At 39.7% G+C, this 18378-nt stretch carries 18 protein-coding genes; 11 read left to right on the forward strand and 7 right to left on the reverse strand.

From position 1 onward, the window contains the following. Nucleotides 1-51 precede the first annotated feature (51 nt). From HWV00_RS21390 to HWV00_RS02510, 3 genes are all read left to right on the forward strand, one after another. Nucleotides 52-177 carry a hypothetical protein gene (locus tag HWV00_RS21390; protein ID WP_255554879.1) on the forward strand — a complete coding sequence of 42 codons (126 nt, stop codon included), beginning with the start codon at nt 52-54 and terminating at the stop codon, nt 175-177. A gap of 75 nt (nt 178-252) precedes the next feature. Then, on the forward strand, nt 253-837 hold the full coding sequence (locus tag HWV00_RS02505; RefSeq protein ID WP_211684556.1) for a YjaG family protein: 585 nt from the start codon (nt 253-255) through the stop codon (nt 835-837). A 255-nt stretch (nt 838-1092) separates the two neighbouring features. Continuing rightward, nucleotides 1093-1377, forward strand: a complete 285-nt coding sequence (locus HWV00_RS02510; RefSeq protein WP_211684557.1) for an HU family DNA-binding protein — start codon at nt 1093-1095, stop codon at nt 1375-1377. Between the two features lie 96 nt (nt 1378-1473). Here HWV00_RS02510 and HWV00_RS02515 read toward each other — a convergent pair whose 3' ends face one another. Next, nucleotides 1474-2766 (reverse strand): HlyC/CorC family transporter, encoded by a 1293-nt coding sequence (locus HWV00_RS02515; RefSeq protein WP_211684558.1) that lies wholly within the window; start codon nt 2764-2766, stop codon nt 1474-1476. A gap of 70 nt (nt 2767-2836) precedes the next feature. Then, nucleotides 2837-3628, reverse strand: a complete 792-nt coding sequence (locus HWV00_RS02520; RefSeq protein ID WP_211684559.1) for an inner membrane protein YpjD — start codon at nt 3626-3628, stop codon at nt 2837-2839. Nucleotides 3629-3846: 218 nt separating this feature from the next. Between HWV00_RS02520 and ffh the strand changes: the two genes are divergently transcribed. The 5 genes from ffh to rplS all read left to right on the forward strand — a co-directional run bounded on the left by ffh (nt 3847) and on the right by rplS (nt 7507). Then, nucleotides 3847-5247 carry a signal recognition particle protein gene (ffh, locus tag HWV00_RS02525; protein WP_211684560.1) on the forward strand — a complete coding sequence of 467 codons (1401 nt, stop codon included), beginning with the start codon at nt 3847-3849 and terminating at the stop codon, nt 5245-5247. A 299-nt stretch (nt 5248-5546) separates the two neighbouring features. Then, nucleotides 5547-5795: a 30S ribosomal protein S16 gene (gene rpsP / locus HWV00_RS02530; RefSeq protein WP_006033748.1), complete on the forward strand. Its 249-nt coding sequence runs from the start codon at nt 5547-5549 to the stop codon at nt 5793-5795. 23 nt (nt 5796-5818) lie between these two features. Further along, nucleotides 5819-6346 (forward strand): ribosome maturation factor RimM, encoded by a 528-nt coding sequence (rimM, locus tag HWV00_RS02535; protein ID WP_211684561.1) that lies wholly within the window; start codon nt 5819-5821, stop codon nt 6344-6346. Between the two features lie 24 nt (nt 6347-6370). Then, the gene (gene trmD, locus HWV00_RS02540; RefSeq protein WP_019628943.1) at nt 6371-7117 is read left to right on the forward strand and encodes a tRNA (guanosine(37)-N1)-methyltransferase TrmD; all 747 of its coding nucleotides are present in this window, start codon (nt 6371-6373) and stop codon (nt 7115-7117) included. Between the two features lie 30 nt (nt 7118-7147). Beyond that, nucleotides 7148-7507, forward strand: a complete 360-nt coding sequence (rplS, locus tag HWV00_RS02545) for a 50S ribosomal protein L19 (RefSeq protein WP_211684562.1) — start codon at nt 7148-7150, stop codon at nt 7505-7507. Between the two features lie 100 nt (nt 7508-7607). On the opposite strand, the gene mutH is transcribed toward rplS, so the two are convergent. The 3 genes from mutH to HWV00_RS02560 all read right to left on the reverse strand — a co-directional run bounded on the left by mutH (nt 7608) and on the right by HWV00_RS02560 (nt 11627). Beyond that, nucleotides 7608-8285: a DNA mismatch repair endonuclease MutH gene (gene mutH / locus HWV00_RS02550; RefSeq protein WP_211684563.1), complete on the reverse strand. Its 678-nt coding sequence runs from the start codon at nt 8283-8285 to the stop codon at nt 7608-7610. Between the two features lie 563 nt (nt 8286-8848). Further along, nucleotides 8849-9895 (reverse strand): hypothetical protein, encoded by a 1047-nt coding sequence (locus HWV00_RS02555; RefSeq protein WP_211684564.1) that lies wholly within the window; start codon nt 9893-9895, stop codon nt 8849-8851. Nucleotides 9896-10214: 319 nt separating this feature from the next. Then, nucleotides 10215-11627 carry an amidohydrolase gene (locus HWV00_RS02560; protein ID WP_211684565.1) on the reverse strand — a complete coding sequence of 471 codons (1413 nt, stop codon included), beginning with the start codon at nt 11625-11627 and terminating at the stop codon, nt 10215-10217. 383 nt (nt 11628-12010) lie between these two features. On the opposite strand from HWV00_RS02560, the gene rppH reads away from it, so the two are divergent. From rppH to HWV00_RS02575, 3 genes are all read left to right on the forward strand, one after another. Further along, nucleotides 12011-12517 carry an RNA pyrophosphohydrolase gene (rppH, locus tag HWV00_RS02565; RefSeq protein WP_211684566.1) on the forward strand — a complete coding sequence of 169 codons (507 nt, stop codon included), beginning with the start codon at nt 12011-12013 and terminating at the stop codon, nt 12515-12517. 265 nt (nt 12518-12782) lie between these two features. Beyond that, complete coding sequence (gene lgt, locus HWV00_RS02570; protein ID WP_211686290.1) at nt 12783-13598, forward strand: prolipoprotein diacylglyceryl transferase; 816 nt, start codon at nt 12783-12785, stop codon at nt 13596-13598. A 256-nt stretch (nt 13599-13854) separates the two neighbouring features. Beyond that, a complete protein-coding gene (locus tag HWV00_RS02575) occupies nt 13855-15447 on the forward strand; it encodes a bifunctional diguanylate cyclase/phosphodiesterase (RefSeq protein ID WP_211684567.1) in 1593 nt (530 codons plus the stop codon). A 97-nt stretch (nt 15448-15544) separates the two neighbouring features. Here HWV00_RS02575 and HWV00_RS02580 read toward each other — a convergent pair whose 3' ends face one another. Further along, complete coding sequence (locus HWV00_RS02580; RefSeq protein ID WP_211684568.1) at nt 15545-16396, reverse strand: thymidylate synthase; 852 nt, start codon at nt 16394-16396, stop codon at nt 15545-15547. Nucleotides 16397-16562: 166 nt separating this feature from the next. Then, nucleotides 16563-18302, reverse strand: coding sequence for a GNAT family N-acyltransferase (locus HWV00_RS02585; protein ID WP_211684569.1), 1740 nt, complete (start codon nt 18300-18302; stop codon nt 16563-16565). Nucleotides 18303-18378: the final 76 nt, after the last annotated feature.

The raw sequence follows: 18378 nt of genomic DNA on the forward strand, positions 1-18378 counted from the left end.
AAATAGGGTCGTGTTATTTGTTGGTAGGTAATTAAAGTAGCAAAGTATGAGATGAATATTTCATACCTTCTTGTTGCTGAATCAACATTGCACATGGGTATCGATGTTAGTCTCTTCGTGAGCGATGGTAGTGATGTGAATAAGACGTCTGTAGACCACTGTGGCATTTATCTTTAGGTGAATATTTTTATTAAGTCGAAAATATTCACCTATTATAGAAAGAATAAAAACAATAAATAAGAGGTTATTTTTGTGCTTGAAGCAAACTATGAACTGCAACTAACGAAATTATTACCTTGGCAGAAAGTGAGCTTTATTGCGTCACTTGCTGAACGCAGCTTTCCTAACTACAAATTATTTTCTGAAGCGTGTGAAACCGGTGATGCAAAACAATTCCGTTTATCATTAGACCTATTTTGGGAATCATTAACGGTTAAAAATAGCAAAATCAATTTTGCTATTCAATTTGATCGCTTCGAACCAATTATCCCTGATCTAGATAAGTTCGATGTGTATGGTGTTTACCCTGCACTGGATGCATGTGTCACATTAAACAGTGCGTTTAATAGCTTAGTTGCACCAGATCCGGATGTGAACGAAGCGGTGAATGCATCGCGTGTATCGATAGGTACTGTTGCAAGTTATTTAGAAGCATTAGCGGGTGAAGAACTTGACGAAGATGTTATCTTTGCTGACGAGTTAATGAAAGGCGAGATGGAATTTCAACAAGCAGTATTGGATCTTTTAACAGTACAAAAATCACCAGAAAGCATCAAAGCATTACGTCAGTTTGCTAAAAACGATGGTATTTCTAACATTGGTATTACCTTAGATTAATCACTTGAAATGCAATTGAACAGGCGTCAGCCCTGATGATAAGGGCCGTCGTGGCTTGATGGCAAGGAGATGTAAACCGCTTTTTGATGATGTTTTTTTGTACATAGAGTGAGATTAGTGTGAGCGTAGCCTCATTTGTTGATTATTCTCTCAGCAATTAACTTAATTAAGGCGATAAATCCTTTGCGGTCAACGGTGTTTTTGCATAGAGTGTTTAACAGTTTAATGTTATTGAATAGTGGAAAGGACATTCTTATGAACAAAACTCAATTAATCGATGCAGTTGCAGCGAAAGCAGATCTAACTAAAGTACAAGCTAAAGCAGCACTAGAAGAGATCCTAAATGCGATCACTGATAGCCTTAAAGAAAAAGAAGCTGTACAGCTAATTGGTTTCGGTACTTTTAAAGTAAGCGAACGTTCTGCACGTACTGGCCGTAACCCACAAACGGGTGAAGAAATTCAGATTTCTGCTGCTACAATTCCTGCATTCGTTGCTGGTAAAGCACTGAAAGATGCAGTTAAAAACGCAAACAAATAAACATTAATTTTATTAATTTAAAATGTAATGAAAAAAGCACCTAATTAGGTGCTTTTTTATTATCTGCGATTTCTGTAATTATAAAATATAAGTAGACTAAGGGGTGAGCTCAGGCTTCTTTTTCTCCGCAGGTTGAACGCGAACACGTCGAATGACATTGTTTTCGATCTCAAGTACTTCTAACGTATGGTCAGCAATTTTTAGGCTGATGTTAGACTCTGGGATCTCTTCCAAGTACTCCAAAATTAATCCATTCAATGTTTTCGGACCATCCGTTGGAAAGTGCCAGTTCATTTCTTTATTAATGTCACGTACGTTTGCAGTGCCATCAATAATATAACTACCGTCTGGTTGCGCATCAATCTCTTCACTTGCAGAGGGGGCCATCGTTGTCGTAAAGTCACCTACAATTTCTTCTAAGATGTCTTCAAGTGTCACTAAGCCTTGGATATCACCATATTCGTCCACGATTAAGCCGATACGCTCTTTTTTACGTTGAAACTTCAATAGTTGCACGTTAAGTGGTGTTGCTTCTGGGATGAAGTACAGTTCTTTTACCGCTCTTAATAGACTGGTCTTATCAAACTGTTCTTTAAGCAATAGGCGTAATGCATCACGGGTATGTACAAAGCCAACGGCATCATCAATTGTGTCACGGTACAGCAATACTTTGGTGTGGGAAATATTACGTAATTGGCGTAATAGAATCTCCCAATCATCATTGATATCAATTGCGATGATTTCATTACGCGGGATCATGATGTCGTCAACGGTCACTTTTTCAAGGTCAAGAATACTGATAAGCATGTCTTGGTGACGCTGTGGGATCATTGCACCGGCTTCATGTACGACTGTACGTAGCTCTTCCGAACTCAATGCGCCATTATCATCATTGTTCACATTGACACGGAACAAGCGTAACAAGCCGTTAGAAATGATATTAACCAACCAAACGAGTGGATAAAACAGGGTTAATAACGGACGCAAAATAATTGAGCTTGGGAATGCCACTTTTTCTGGATGTAATGCGGCTAAGGTTTTAGGCGTTACTTCAGCAAAAATCAGGATAACAATTGTTAACATACCAGTTGAAACAGCGAGACCAAGTGCTTCATTGTCTGCAAATAAACGCATACCAATAATGGTGGCAATGGAAGAGGCCAAAATGTTGACTAGGTTGTTACCAATTAGAATAAGACCAATCAAGCGATCCGGTCTGTTGAGGAGTTTTTCTACACGTTTCGCACCCGTATGGTTATTTTTAACCAGGTGCTTAAGCCTGTAACGATTAAGGGACATCATGCCGGTTTCTGAGCTAGAGAAATAAGCAGATATAAGAATTAAAATAGTCAGGAGACCAAATAAGGTCCCCGTTGATATGTCGTCCAAGTGTTATCCTTTGATTACGCGAGTGTATGTATAATAATTAATAGGTGTTTGTTATTTGTGTCGCTAAGTATTAATGGAGGAGAACCTCTTTTACAAAGCGAGAACCAAAATAGGCCAGTGACAGCAGTATAGAACCAAATAGCGTGCCAAATGCAATTTTATTGCTACGCCAACCTTGCTTAAAGTGTCCCCACAGTAATACTGCATAGAACAACCAAGCTAAGATAGACAAGACGGTTTTATGCGCTTGTGTATGGGTAAATGCATCTTCAAAAAAGATAAAGCTAGTCAGTATCGCTACCGATAATAATGCTAAGCCTATACTTAATAATCTGATTAACTGTTTTTCTATCGTCATTAATGATGGCAGTGCAGGGTGCATCGCAATCGGACGTTTATGTTTAAGTTGATAGTCCAAATAAGCCATTTGCAGCGCTAATAAACTCGCGACAATGAATGCGGCATAGGCAAATAGTATCACCACTATATGTACAACAAGTGGGGCATTATCACTTAGATTGGAGATGTAGATCGTCGGTAACAGATAGCTGATGGCAATCACAATGATCGAAAAACCATAAACGATAGGTAATAAAGGTAATATTTTAAATTTATTGATCGAGAGCGTCATGATGATCGAAATGAATAAACTGATCAGTGTTGCAACATTAATGATACTCAGGTTAATACCTGCTGTTGTGACAATATCGAACCCTAACCAGAACAAATGGCAAAGCGTTGCACCCGCACCTAACATGAAGATAGTACGTATACTCGGCTGCTGCGTTGCCGTTAAGGCTTTAATGCAGTAATAAGTTGCAGCTATATAGAAAATAATAGCACCGAGAGCAAACAGTTCCATAGGGCTCACTTTAATGTTGATTTATAGGTAGTTATGCAGTCCAGTATACGCTTGCTCTACCTATAGAGCTATATTCAAATGCATTATTTGGAAAGGAAAATATTATTTTTTTATAAAACAATGCCTAGGCACACCTTGAGAGTGTGATTTTTGCCCTCAAATAAGGTTATAATCATAAGTAATTATTGCATTTAATCTAATTTATAACGGATAACGTCATGTTTGAGAATTTAACAGATCGCTTATCGGCAACACTGAAAAACGTCAGTGGCCGTGGTCGTTTGACTGAAGATAATGTCAAAGACACACTACGTGAAGTGCGCATGGCGTTACTCGAAGCCGATGTTGCTTTACCTGTCGTACGCGCATTTATTAAAAATGTAAAAGAAAAAGCCCTAGGCCAAGACGTATCGAAAAGTCTGAACCCAGGCCAAGCCTTCATCAAGATTGTTCAATCTGAACTTGAATCTGCGATGGGCGAAGCGAATGAAACATTAAACCTTGCTGCGCAACCGCCTGCTGTATTAATGATGGCTGGTTTACAAGGTGCGGGTAAAACCACCTCTGTAGCAAAACTGTCTCGCTTCTTAAAAGAGCGTGAAAAGAAATCAGTATTGGTTGTAAGTGCCGACGTTTATCGTCCAGCGGCAATCAAACAGCTAGAAACATTAGCTGGCGAAGTTGATGTTGAATTCTTCCCAAGTAATATCGAACAGAAACCGGTAGATATTGCTAACGCAGCAATCGAGCACGCACGTAAGTCATTTATTGATGTTGTGATCGTCGATACCGCGGGTCGTTTACATGTCGATACCGACATGATGCAAGAAATTAAAGATCTACATGCAGCTATCAACCCGATTGAGACATTATTTGTTGTTGATGCCATGACTGGTCAAGATGCGGCAAACACAGCAGCTGCATTTAATGAGAGCTTACCATTAACGGGTATCATCTTAACTAAAGCGGATGGTGATGCACGTGGTGGTGCTGCACTTTCTATTCGTCACATTACAGGTAAACCAATTAAGTTTATCGGTATGGGCGAAAAAATTGATGCGTTAGAACCTTTCCATCCAGAACGTATTGCGTCACGTATTTTAGGCATGGGTGATGTTCTATCACTGATCGAAGAAGTAGAACGTAAAGTAGATAAAGACAAAGCTGAAAAACTGGCGAAAAAAGTTCAGAAAGGTAAAGGCTTTGATCTCGAAGATTTCCGTGACCAACTTGTGCAAATGAAAAGCATGGGCGGCATGATGGGTATGATGGATAAGTTACCGGGCATGAACGAGGTTCCTGACGCTGTCAAAGATCAAATGGATGATAAATTAACGAATCGTATGGAAGCGATTATTAATTCAATGACACCAGCAGAGCGTAAACGTCCTGAAATTATTAAAGGTTCGCGTAAGCGCCGTATTGCAACTGGTTCTGGTACACAGATTCAAGATGTGAATAAACTGCTTAAACAGTTTACGCAAATGCAAAAGATGATGAAAAAAATGTCGGGTAAAGGCGGCATGAAGAAAATGATGGGTAAAATGAAAGGCATGATGCCACCAGGAATGGGCGGCGGCATGGGTGGTATGGGCGGTGGTAAAGGACCGTTTGGTTAATACCCCATTTTAAATCCCTTCTATATATAGTCATTTTATTTTAAGCCCTGCTAGTAAATAGCAGGGCTTTTTTGTTTTTGCTAATTTGTTTTTGATCGGCGCAATTACAACATAATGATTGCTTATAGTATAAATAGCAGCAACTAAACTCGCCATGGAACACAATAAGGTTGCTTTTAATTAAAATAAGAGTAAAATTGCGCGACTTCGAATCGTCTCATTCGTGAGCACTATTTGAACTAAATGGGACCTTGTCAGTGCAAGGTCTGAATACACACTTAATTTATAAAGAGGACGATATGGTAACTATTCGTTTATCTCGTGGTGGTTCTAAGAAATCACCTTTCTATACAGTTGTTGTTACAGACAGCCGTAACGCTCGTGATGGTAAATTCATCGAGAAGCTAGGTTTCTTTAACCCAATGGCTGCTGGTCAAGAAGAACGTGTTCGTCTTGACAACGTGAAAATTGAAGCTTGGGTTGCTAAAGGCGCTACAGTTTCAAACACAGTTGCTAAGTTAATCAAAGACGCTGCTAAAGCTGCTTAATTATCTTAAGGTAAGGAGATCTTGTGAGTTCAACTGACAAACCTATGGTAGTTGGTCGTCTTGGTGCTGTTTACGGCATTAAAGGCTGGATGAAAATCAACTCCTTTACCGATATTCCAGAAGGAATCTTTGACTATTCACCTTGGCTCATCGAGCAAAAAGGCGAATGGGTTGAAGTGGCGATTGAAGATTGCAAACGCCATGGCAAAGGTTTAATTGCTAAGTTAGCAGGTGTTGATATTCGTGAAGAAGCGCAGGCCCTTACGGGTGCTGAAATTGCTATTAACGCAGATCAACTTCCAGCATTAGACGACGAATATTACTGGCGTGACATCATTGGCTGCTCTGTTGAGACAGACAAAGGTTATACGTTAGGAAAAGTGTCAGATATGATGGAAACCGGTTCTAACGACGTATTAGTAATTAAAGCGAATGCAACAGATGCTTTTGGAAAAAAAGAACGGTTAATCCCGTATCTTGAAGGGCAAGTAATTATCAATGTTGATATTACAGCTCAAAAAATTATTGTTAATTGGGACCCGAGTTTTTAAGACTCATTGTCAGCGGAGGCTAGTATGTGGTTAGGGGTTATAAGCCTTTTTCCAGAGATGTTTGATGCCATCACTGAGCAAGGAGTCATCGGTCGAGCAATAAAACGCGATCTGCTTAAGTTCCAAACTTGGAACCCAAGAGATTTTGCCCACGATAAACATAAGACGGTCGATGATCGCCCTTATGGTGGTGGCCCTGGCATGTTGATGATGGTTCAACCATTACGAGATGCTATCCATGCAGCAAAACAGGCAGCAGGTGGTGAGGCGAAAGTTATTTATCTTTCACCGCAAGGACGTAAATTGGATCAAGCTGGCGTACTGGACTTGGCAACAAATGAAAAGATGATTTTTATTTGTGGTCGTTATGAAGGTATCGATGAACGTATCATCCAATCGGAAGTTGATGAAGAGTGGTCTATCGGTGACTTCGTGTTAACCGGTGGTGAACTTGCCGCAATGACGATGATTGATGCTGTTTCACGCATGATACCGGGTGTTTTAGGCACTCAGGCATCCGCGGAGCAAGATTCGTTTGCAGATGGTCTTTTAGATTGTCCGCATTATACGCGTCCGGAAGTGTTAGATGGTATGGCTGTTCCTAAGGTTCTCCTTAGTGGCAATCATAGTAAAATTAGCCAATATAGACAGAAACAGTCTTTAGCTCGAACGTTAGAACGACGACCTGATTTATTAAGTAACCTAGCTCTGACTGATCTGCAAGAGAAACTTCTTGTTGAGATCGTTCGCGAAAGTCGCGAGTTAAAGTAGAGTTTTTCAGTTTATTCTAGGGTATAGAAAATGAGCAACATTATTGCACAGATCGAACAAGATCAAATGAAAACAGATCTACCAACTTTTGCACCAGGTGCTACAGTTGTAGTTCAAGTTAAAGTTGTTGAAGGTGATAAATCACGTCTACAGGCTTTTGAAGGCGTAGTTATCGCTAAACGTAACCGTGGTCTGCACTCAGCATTCACAGTACGTAAAATCACTTCAAACGGTGAAGGTGTGGAACGTGTATTCCAAACACATTCTCCAGTGGTAGCAAGCATCACTGTTAAGCGTCACGGCGATGTTCGTCAAGCTAAGCTATACTACCTACGTGGTCTTACTGGTAAAGCTGCACGTATTAAAGAAAAATTGGGTAAACGTAAGTAATCCATTTTTCATGCAGTTTAAGGTCCGTCATATGACGGGCCTTTTTTTTGCCTAATTTTTAGAAATCCATTAAATAACACGCCACTTCATGCCCCTGTGATCAGATATTAAAATGTTTTTTGAGTAGCTGATGAGTAAAGGCTTTCTTAAGGTAGAAGCCGCGTGGTCGCACCTGAATGATCTCCCCTTCGCTGCCATAAGCCTTTGTACGTACTTTATTGTTTGCTGCCTTAGGACGAAGCTGTAAATACTTACCATGACGCGCTGTGATCTGTTCAACTTGCCCAAGCGCAATCATATCCATTAGTTCTTCCCAATCTTCTTGTAACTGTGCATTCTCAAGTGGGTCTGGCTGCCACAGTAATGGTGAGCCGACGATACGCTCTGCTACGGGAATATCTCGTTCGCCCAGTACTGGGATCCATAATACTTGCTTAATCTTGTTTGCGACGTTACATGTTTCCCATGTAATACCGTGATTACCGGTTAGCGGTGCCACGCAAACAAACGTTGTTTCAAGTGGCTTTCCTTGTGCATTAATCGGAATTGTTTTTAACTCAACACCTAATGCTGGGAAATCCTGAATCGGTTTACTACCAGCCGTCGCACCAAGGTGTAGCTCTAATAATTGGCCAATCCAACCTTTTTCTTTACGCAGATCATTGGGTGCGGTGAGATTATGTAGTGCAGCTATTTGCTGTAGGTTGAATCCTGCGATTTCTTGTGCGCGATGCATTAGTTCATTAATATCACGGGGTTCGGTAATCTGTGCTGGCATATTAAATTTTTCTTATATTTCAAGGTTTCTACTAGCAGAATAACACTTTTAAATCTAGCTGTTAACGGTCGTTTTTCATACAGAATGAGACTTTGATCTCATTTTTATGTTACGTAGATGTTTCGCCTGAAAGTGTTTGTGTAAGCCTTTGTTTTTAAATGGATTTTATCTAAAGTGGAGAAGTTGTGGATAATTTCATCACTGTTTTATTATGTTAAATGGTAATAACGTAAACTCTTCACAAGGTTATCCACAGAAATGGTGGATAACTTACAAAAGTAGACGCTTGTTTTGTTAATAAACATCGACTATGACCATTAATTAGACCATTTAACTAAGGTTTTGTTACTTTTCCACACTCAATATGTGCATAAGTACTTATATTGTGGATGAGGACTAAAATAGTGGCTATATTGATGTTTTATTCATCAATTGGCGTAGGGGATAATGCCTGCAAGATGGTGTGAGATAGTGCGATAAAGTCGGGGGCTGTTGATATAAAAATACCGAGTACAGTGACTCGGTATCTTATTATTTAGTGTTTTAACTAACGTGAGGGTTAATTAAAAGTAGAATGCTGCTTTGATGTAACCCATGCTTTCGTTTAGTGCTGTACCGTATTGGTAGTCAGCAGAGAAGCGTGTGTTTTTAGAGTAATCGTAGAAAGCACCGAAGCCATAGAACATACCTGCATCAGATAAAGTGTTAGCATCATTATGAGTTTCGCCATCAACAGTATAGTCAGCATCTTCTAACGTGTAATCACGAGATGATACTTGCGCTGCAACAGTTAGTTTTTCAACTAGCTTATAACGCGCTGAAATTTCCCACTGGTCCATATCTACAGAGTTACGGTTAAATGATGCTGAAGATGCGTTTAAATCTACAGATTCATCATTTTCATTAACGCGGTATTGATTATATAGAGCACCAATTTTTAACTTTTCAGTAGCTTGGTATTCAGCACCAATATTCCAAGAGTAAGAGTCATTTACTTTACCCCAGAAAGTACCATCAGTACGTAGAAAGCCTGCACCGATTAATAGACCTTCCATTGGTTTGAAATCTACAGCACCATTGAAAGAACCTGTTTGGCTATTTGAATCATGGATAGCGGTAACACCAGCGTATAACTTGTCATTTTTATATTCAGCAGTGATACCGTTAACATCTCCGCCTGCGCCTGTTTCAACTGCGCCTTTACCAAACTCAACCGCAAGATCACCGTAGCTTGAACGTGCATCAAATACAGAGTCGATTAAACCGCCTTTAACAGTTACACCATTTTCAAATTTTAAACCCACAAACGCTTTGTCTAAGTTAGCATCTTTATTCATGTATGCATCAACTTCGATACCACCGAATACTTGACCGTCTTTGTATTTAACGCGGATAGAACCAGCTGTATCTGTATGGTATGTCGCTTCGTCAGATTTTTCATTGAAGTGGTAAGCATCGATTGATTGACGTGTATCACCGCCAATATAACCGCCAACTTCCATAAATGCACCTAGGCTTACTTTATCAGTAATATTGCCTGCATTTGCTATTGTTGATGTACCCATTGCTAGAACTGCAGTTACTGCTGTTGCTAAAAGTTGCTTTTTCACTATATGACTCCGTTGATATAGATGCACATTATTTTATGTGCTTAGTACTAATTTATGAGTATAAATACAATGCCGTCTGTAGATAATTAGATGTTCGTCCTGAAATCGGCGCCATAATACCCGCCAATAGTGAAAGATGACTAGGCTTATTTAAGCGAAATTAAACGACTGATTGATTAATAAGCAGATGTGCTTTTATGATATGAAGTGGTATAACTAACATTATGATTTAAAACAGAAATAAAAAAGCCAAGATTAAAAATCTTGGCTTTTAGCATCTTCAGGTTAAAACTATCACTTTTAGGTTAAAACAACCTGTTTAGATAACCTTTTCACCATTTTCGATAACTGTTTGACGTACTTTTTTAGTGAACTCCATTGCTTCAGCAATGATTTCTTTTTCGTTAACAGTTAGCATGTCACGATCTTGCATGATCACTTTACCAGCAACGATAGAGTGGCGTACGTTTGCAGAGTTTGCTGAGTACACAAGTGCTGAGTATGGGTTGTACATTGGTACCATGTTTGGTGCTTTTGTATCAATTACGATAACATCAGCCAGTTTACCCACTTCTAAAGAACCAATTTTGTCTTCCATGTGCAGTGCTTTTGCAGCGCCCATCGTTGCCATGTCGATAACTTTAACTGGTGGCATTGCACCACGGTCATGGTTTACAAGTTTGTGAACTTTAGCTACTTGGTTAAATTCATCAATCGTACTTAGTGTATTACCAGACATTGGACCATCGGTACCTAAACCAATGCGTACGTCTTCGTCATACATTTTAAGTGCTGGTGATACACCTTTTGCTGATTTGATATTTGCACTCATGTTATGCGCAACACCTGTACCCGCTTTTTTCACTAATTCAATATCAGACTCACTTACGTTGATCATGTGAGCAGCCACTAAACGTTCGTCTAATGAACCAATGCTATCCATGTATTCAACAGGTGATTTACCGTCAGCACGCTTAGCAATCTTTTCGTTTTCACGTTCAGATTCTGCTAAGTGAATTAATACTGGTACGTTATGCTCTTTTGCTAACTTAGTGATCTGTTGTAGCACTTCAGTTGTGTTTGTATAAGGTGCATGTGGTGCAAATGCAGGGGTAATACGTGGGTGATCTTTGTATTCTTCGATAAAGTTAAGCGCGTATTGAATGCCTTCTTGTGCATTTTGAGCATCGGCAACAGGGAATTTAATTACGGTTTCACCTAAGATTGCACGCATACCAATTTTATCAACGGTTTTTGCTACTTCATCTTCAAAGTAATACATGTCGCTATAGGTTGTTACGCCACCTTTAACCATTTCTAGGTTACCAAGGTTAGCGCCAATACGAACCATGTCGCGGCTTACTAGTTTCTTCTCTAGTGGGAAGATATAGCGGTGTAAACGTCCTGGAACATCATCAGCTAATGAACGGAATACGGTCATTGAAGCGTGAGTATGAGTATTAATTAAACCAGGCATAACGATGTCGCCATCAACATCCATTACCTTGTTTGCTTCGTATTGCTGTGCAAGTTTCGCATCACCAACGGCAATAATCTTATTACCTTTAATAACAACGGTACCATTTTCATAAATGGCTTTATCACTGTTCATCGTTAATACGGTAGCATCAGTGATCATTAGATCTACTTTTTCTGCTGCATTAACTGAAGTTGCAAAAATAATAGAAGCGGCAACTAATGTCTTGTTAAAAAAATTCTTACTAGCAAACATGTTTAAATCTCAATTTTATATGAATAGGACAGAAAACACTCTGGAAAGTCGAATTACACGATTTTCCAGAGCTTTATAAACGCATTAGCCACTAATGGCAACCAAATAGCTTTAAATAACCCCATTAGTAGTAGTAGATTTTACATAATAGTGCTTAAACATATTGTGCTTAGTGACTCTTTATTATGCTGGTTGTTTTTTAGCGAACTTAGTGTTGATTGTCCGACCTGATAAATAGGGCCTCCAAGTACCGGATTTAGAGGAAATAGGCGGTATTTTGGCTTTGTAAAGGGATCTTTGGCAAAACTGAACCTGTAAATTTGCTGCCCATTGATTTATATGAAACAATCAAGTTAACTAAGTTCTACCCTTAAGGTGCTAATGTGATTGATAGCGATGGCTATCGTCTTAATGTAGGCATCCTAATTTGTAATCGTGAAGGTCAAGTTTTATGGGCTAAACGTTGTGGGCAACATTCTTGGCAATTTCCGCAAGGTGGTGTAGATAATGGAGAGTCTGCAGAGCAAGCAATGTATCGAGAACTGTACGAAGAAGTCGGATTAAAACCGAAAGATGTTTCGATTCTGGCCTCTTCTAAAACATGGTTGAAATATAAATTACCAAAGCGATTAGTCAGATGGGATAGCAAACCAGTCTGCATTGGGCAAAAGCAAAAATGGTTTTTACTGCGTTTGGAAGCGGACGACAGTAAGATCGACTTTAAACGCACTGGGCATCCAGAATTTGATGACTGGCGTTGGGTCAGTTATTGGTATCCGGTACGTCAGGTTGTATCGTTTAAAAAAGACGTTTATCGTCGTGTAATGAAAGAGTTTGCCCCTGTAGCATTACCTTTTATACGCAAAGACGTTAAACGTAAACGACGTTAATGTTAAATAGTGCCTGCGTATTGAATGATTTACGTGATTCAATACAAAGGCATTACTTATTCACTTCAAACTTCTATTCTTAGCATTCCGCATGATTTTGAACTTTGTATCTCTTTCTAATACTTTGGTTTAATTTACCTTGCTTTACTGATTCTGTTGTTGCTACTTCTATATTGCGGCTAGTATTTGGTGTAAGGTGTCTTTCTATAACGTAATTTATTGCCTTAGCATAGGTAAGCACTTTCTTTTACTCAGGAACTCAATGATGTCGCAGACATATCTACAATATCCAGAAATTGATCCCGTTGCGATCAGTCTCGGTCCTATCAATGTTTATTGGTATGGCTTGATGTATTTACTTGGCTTTTTATTTGCTAATTGGATGGGTAATCGTCAAGCCGCTAAACCGGGAAGCCGTTGGGACAAAGAGGAGGTTGGGGATTTATTATTCTATGGCTTCCTTGGCGTGATCTTAGGCGGACGTATTGGTTATGTTCTATTTTATAACTTCGGTTTATTCCTTGATGATCCAATGTATTTATTCCGTATCACGGATGGCGGTATGTCATTCCATGGTGGTTTGATTGGTGTATTGTTAGCGTTTGCTTATTTTGGTCGTAAAACACAGCGTTCATTTTTCGTTATTGCCGACTTTATTGCGCCGATGGTACCGTTTGGGTTAGCCGCTGGCCGTATTGGTAACTTTATTAATGGTGAGCTATGGGGACGTGTAACAGATGTGCCTTGGGCGATGATTTTCCCTACTGGTGGAGACTTACCACGTCATCCTAGTCAGCTGTATCAGTTTGCAATGGAAGGTGTATTACTGCTTATTATCTTACAAGTATTTGCACGTAAACCCCGTCCTGTAGGCGCTATCTCTGGCCTATTCTTATTCGGTTATGGTATTTTCCGCTTTGTTGCAGAATACTTCCGTCAACCAGATTCTCAGTTGGGTCTGTACTTTGATTTGATTAGCATGGGACAAATTTTATCTACACCGATGATTTTCCTGGGTGCGCTAATTATGTTTATTGCCTATAAGAAACCAACATTGTTTGCTGGTAAACACAGTGCATAAATAGAAAATACCCACCTGTAGTGACCGCTATATACTATGCTTAGTTGATGGGGTCCTACAGGTTGATTACTCCTACCTTTTATCGTTAATACCCTGTAAATAAGTTATTTTATGAAAACTGCGGCCTTTGTCCGGATTGTTTATAATCAATGACTTTATATTGACTCTGTTACTTGTCTATCTAATTATACGGTTTAATAGAGTAGCGTATCCCTGTTCAGTATGCTGCTAGCCTAGCAATGAGTAATACTGCAATATGAAAATTCTCTCCATTTTTTTGGTCGCGTTTGGACTGTTCTTTTTGTCTACTAGCTTAAAACCAGCGGTGAACATCTGTAAGCAAGACCGCAGTGTTGGCTGGAAATCACTCCTGCTATTAATTATCTTTTTTGTTTTTGGCTATTTTGCTTTTCTTTATTATCTGACCACCATCACAGTCGTATCTATTGTCGAAACATGTTTGGCGATAATCCTATTTGGTGGCAGTATTTTCGTATTGATGGTGATTAAATTTAGTTTACGCAGTCTTGAAGACCTCAATTTAATTGCCGAAAAAGAACGTCACAATGCATTACATGATTCATTAACGGGTTTACCTAATCGCTTACATTTTATGGGCGAGGTGTCATCGAGGATTGAACTGGCGACGCCATTTTCTGTTTTTGTACTCGACCTTAATGACTTTAAACAAATTAACGATGTTGTTGGTCATTATTATGGTGATCAATTACTTATTAAGTTGTCACGAAGAATGGCAAAAGCACTGCCAAAGTCATGCTTTTTTTCACGCGTTGGTGGTGATGAATTCATTTTGATTACAGATGTTGTCATTAAAGATGATATTGAAGCGTTAACGACGCTTATTACTGACGCACTCGTTACGCCTTTTGATATTAATAATTACAATATGAATGTTGGGGTCAGCATTGGTATTAGTTTATTCCCTGCACATGCTCAAGAGATCGCGCCTTTGTTACAAAAAGCAGATACGGCGATGTATGTATCAAAGAGAAAGCAGCTCACCTATATGCTCTATAACGCAAGTCTTGATGATGATGCGCATACGCGGCTAATGATCTCAAGTCAGCTTCATTTGGCATTAGAATTAAATCAATTTCAGCTTTTCTATCAACCTTTAGTGAAAGACAAAGCAACAAAGCGACATCATTTTGAAGCCTTGTTACGTTGGCCACAAACGGATGGTAGTTATATACCACCGGATAAATTCATTCCATTGGCGGAACAAAATGGTTTGATTCGTGATATTACGTATTGGGTGTTAATGCAAATCATTGATGATTTAACCTTGTTTGCAGCGCGTGAGCTGGATGTTTGTATACATATCAATTTATCGGCTCGTGACCTGCAAGATGATACGCTGTCGAAACATCTTTCTGAGCTTGTACGTACAGGGCAATTATCACCAACACAAATAGTGCTAGAAGTCACCGAAACTGCGATCATGTCTGATGTGAATCAGGTGCGTGAAGTTTTATCTCAGTTATCAACACAAGGGTTTCATATTAGCTTAGATGATTTTGGTACGGGTTTTTCGTCGTTATCAATTCTAAGAGAACTGCCCATTAATCAAATTAAAATAGACCGTTCTTTTGTGATGGCAATGCATGCTGATAACACGAACAATGCGATAGTGCGATCAATCATATTCTTAGCACAAAATTTGGGCTGTAGTGTCGTTGCTGAAGGTGTTGAAACACAAGCGATAGCAGAAGAACTGATACAGTTGAAGTGTGATTACTTGCAAGGTTATTACTATTGTCGAGCTTTACCGCTAAGGTCAATATTACCTTATTGTGAGCAGGAAGGCTGGCCGGTATCGGAACAGTAATGAGAAAGAGGGCGTTAACCGGCAAAGTTAACGCCCTCTCTTTATCAATCGCTCACAGCCTTGGTCATGAACTTTCCTTAATCATTTGTGATAACGACTATACCGAAAATGGATATTTAATCGCATCATGATGCTGGTAATCAGTTACTTCAAAATCATCCATCGTTACCCACGTTTCTAAATCTTCTAACGTCTTAATTTTTGGGTTTATGTGTAATTTTGGTAGTGGTAATGGCTCACGTTTTAACTGCACATCACGCATCAGATCGAGTTGGTCTTCATAAATGTGTGCGTTCACGATCTTGTGGTACGCCTGACCGGCCTTATGACCTGTTATTTGAGCTACTAGCGCTAATAATACATGCACTTGTACCATGTTAAAGTTTAAGCCTAGCGGTACGTCACATGAACGTTGCGTGCTGTTTAGGTATAGCGTGTCACCAAGTAATGAGAAATGGTGGCTATACATGCAAGGACGTAAGCAGCCCAGTTCAAATGCACCCGGATTGAAGAAGGTTAAGATCTCACCGCGGTTATCAATGCCGTTTGATAGGTCATCAATGATTTGACGCAATAGGTCGACAGTACCACCTTGTGGCTTGACCCAGTTACGTGCACATGCACCATACACATAACCCATATCGTCTTCACCTTTACGGTGTGGACTTGCTAACCAAACAGGATTGTCGTTGGCATTCGCATCCCAAGTTTTAGTACCTAATGCGCGAAAGTCTGCTGCATTGTCATAACCTCGGATATAACCAATGATCTCGGCAATCGCTGACTTCCAGAAGCTCTTACGTGTGGTGACGAGTGGAAACTCATTATTTGCTACGTCATAAGTGAGGTCAGCATTGATTACGGTTAAACAGCGTTTACCAGTACGTTCATTTTCAACCCAAACGCCTTCATTCACTATTCGGTTACATAAATCAAGATACTGTTTCATCGACTACTACCCACTCTTATTGTTATACATTAATTATTGTGCATTATTTGCATGGGCAGGATCTTTACATAGATTAGCGGGGGTTACAAATAGGATTTACGAAAGATAACCAATTATCGCTGACCTGATATCAGCGATAATGAAGGCTGTGCATTAGCTAGCGGAATTAAGGCTGCTCGAGTTTCAACGCTTGTGAATTAAAGCGTTTTTTATTCTTGTCTGTAAATTGAGCGAGGTCTAATACGATTAAGCCATCAATACAATGATTGAAGTTTGGATCGATATTGAAGTCAAAAATTTGCACGCCACCGGGTTTGCATAATTTGGTATATTGTTTAAACAAGGTAGGTACACTAAACCCCATGTGGTTGAGTTGTGCTTTGAGGATAAGCATACCTTCTTCTGCATCGACATCAGCAAATAGGTCTGTTAACCGTGTATTCGCTTCTTCTGCTAATCGAAATGGCATCGTGGCACTAGCGACATTGTTATTGTTGCCGTAGAAGTGCTGGTAGTAATAAACTAAGAGCTCTTTAGCTGGTTGTGAGTAGCTATTACTGATACTGACTGTGCCGAACAGGTAGCGGCAGCTACTGTGCTGAATAATGTATTCCATGATCCCTTGCCATAAATACTCTAGGCTGCGGGTACCCCAGTACTTTGGTTGAATAAAGCTACGCCCAAGCTCTATACCACCGGCTAAATACGGTGTCATTGCTGCATGATAATCAAATAACGTTGCACTGTAGAGCTGCTGTTGGACATTGACGAAATCAACTTTATTGGTTTCTAACAAGCGATAAGCGCCGATTAATTCAAGCTCTTTATCATCCCACAGCAGAATGTGTATATAGGAATTATCGTAAATGTCGACATCACGACGCTCACCGGTTCCTTCACCGACTAATCGGAATGATTCTTCGCGTAGACGGCCTATTTCACGCATGATGGTGGAGTTTGCTTGATGACGATAGCAATAGACTTGTTTACCATCTCGGCTTTCACTGATTTTTTGACAGGCACGTATTTCTTCACGTAACAGTGCTTTATTTTCGGGATGCGCAATGGCGGATTGGGTATTGAAAATTGACGGTTTGTCTTTGGTTAAACGGTATAAATGCTTACGGAATAATGCCGTTTTGGTATTAATGGGTAAGTCGAGAGATTGGTAAGTTTGATAATTAATTTGTTCACCAATACGAATCGATACCGAGTTATGCGCATGCTTAAACATTTCACGAATTAACCATAAGGTTGATATCGGTTTAGAGAGCATGGACAGACTATAGAAAAACAGTGAGTTTTTAGCATTAACATAAATGGGAATGATAGGGGCTTGAACGCTGCTCGCAATACGTAAAAAACCATTGCGCCATTTACCGTCTTTTACACCCTGTGGACTAATGCGTGAGACTTCGCCCGCTGGGAACATAATGATCACACCTTCATCCTTGAGATGCGTTTTTATTGCTTGTAACCGATCGCTAGCGGTGCCGCCATTCATGTTATCTACCGGTAATAAATAATCTCTTACTGGCTTGATAATCATGAGCATGTCATTGGCCACGACTTTCACGTCTGGACGGACTTTACTGACCATTTTTAGCAGGGCCATGCCATCGAGAGTGCCAATGGGGTGGTTAGCGATGATAACTGCTTTTCCTTTTGCCGGAATACGTTCTATTTCATTAGGACGTACCGAGTAGCTAAAGCTAAAGTGCTCGAATACTTGTTCGATAAATTCGATACCAGTGAGATGAGCATAGGTTTCACCAAACTGACGTAATTCACGTTCATGAAAGAGTAACCTGAGTGTTGCCAGCATTGGTTTGGCAATGAGACGAGTACTTTTCTTCTGAAAAAAGTCAGGGTAACGTTGGTTTATTTCCGCTTCTACGTTAAGCATAATCTTCATCCTTTAGATTATTATTGGCTCTATCATAAAAGTTAGCGATGACATTTTTAGTGGTTTTTTATTGCCA

The organism is Moritella sp. 24, from assembly GCF_018219155.1.
Taxonomy (GTDB): Bacteria; Pseudomonadota; Gammaproteobacteria; order Enterobacterales; family Moritellaceae; genus Moritella.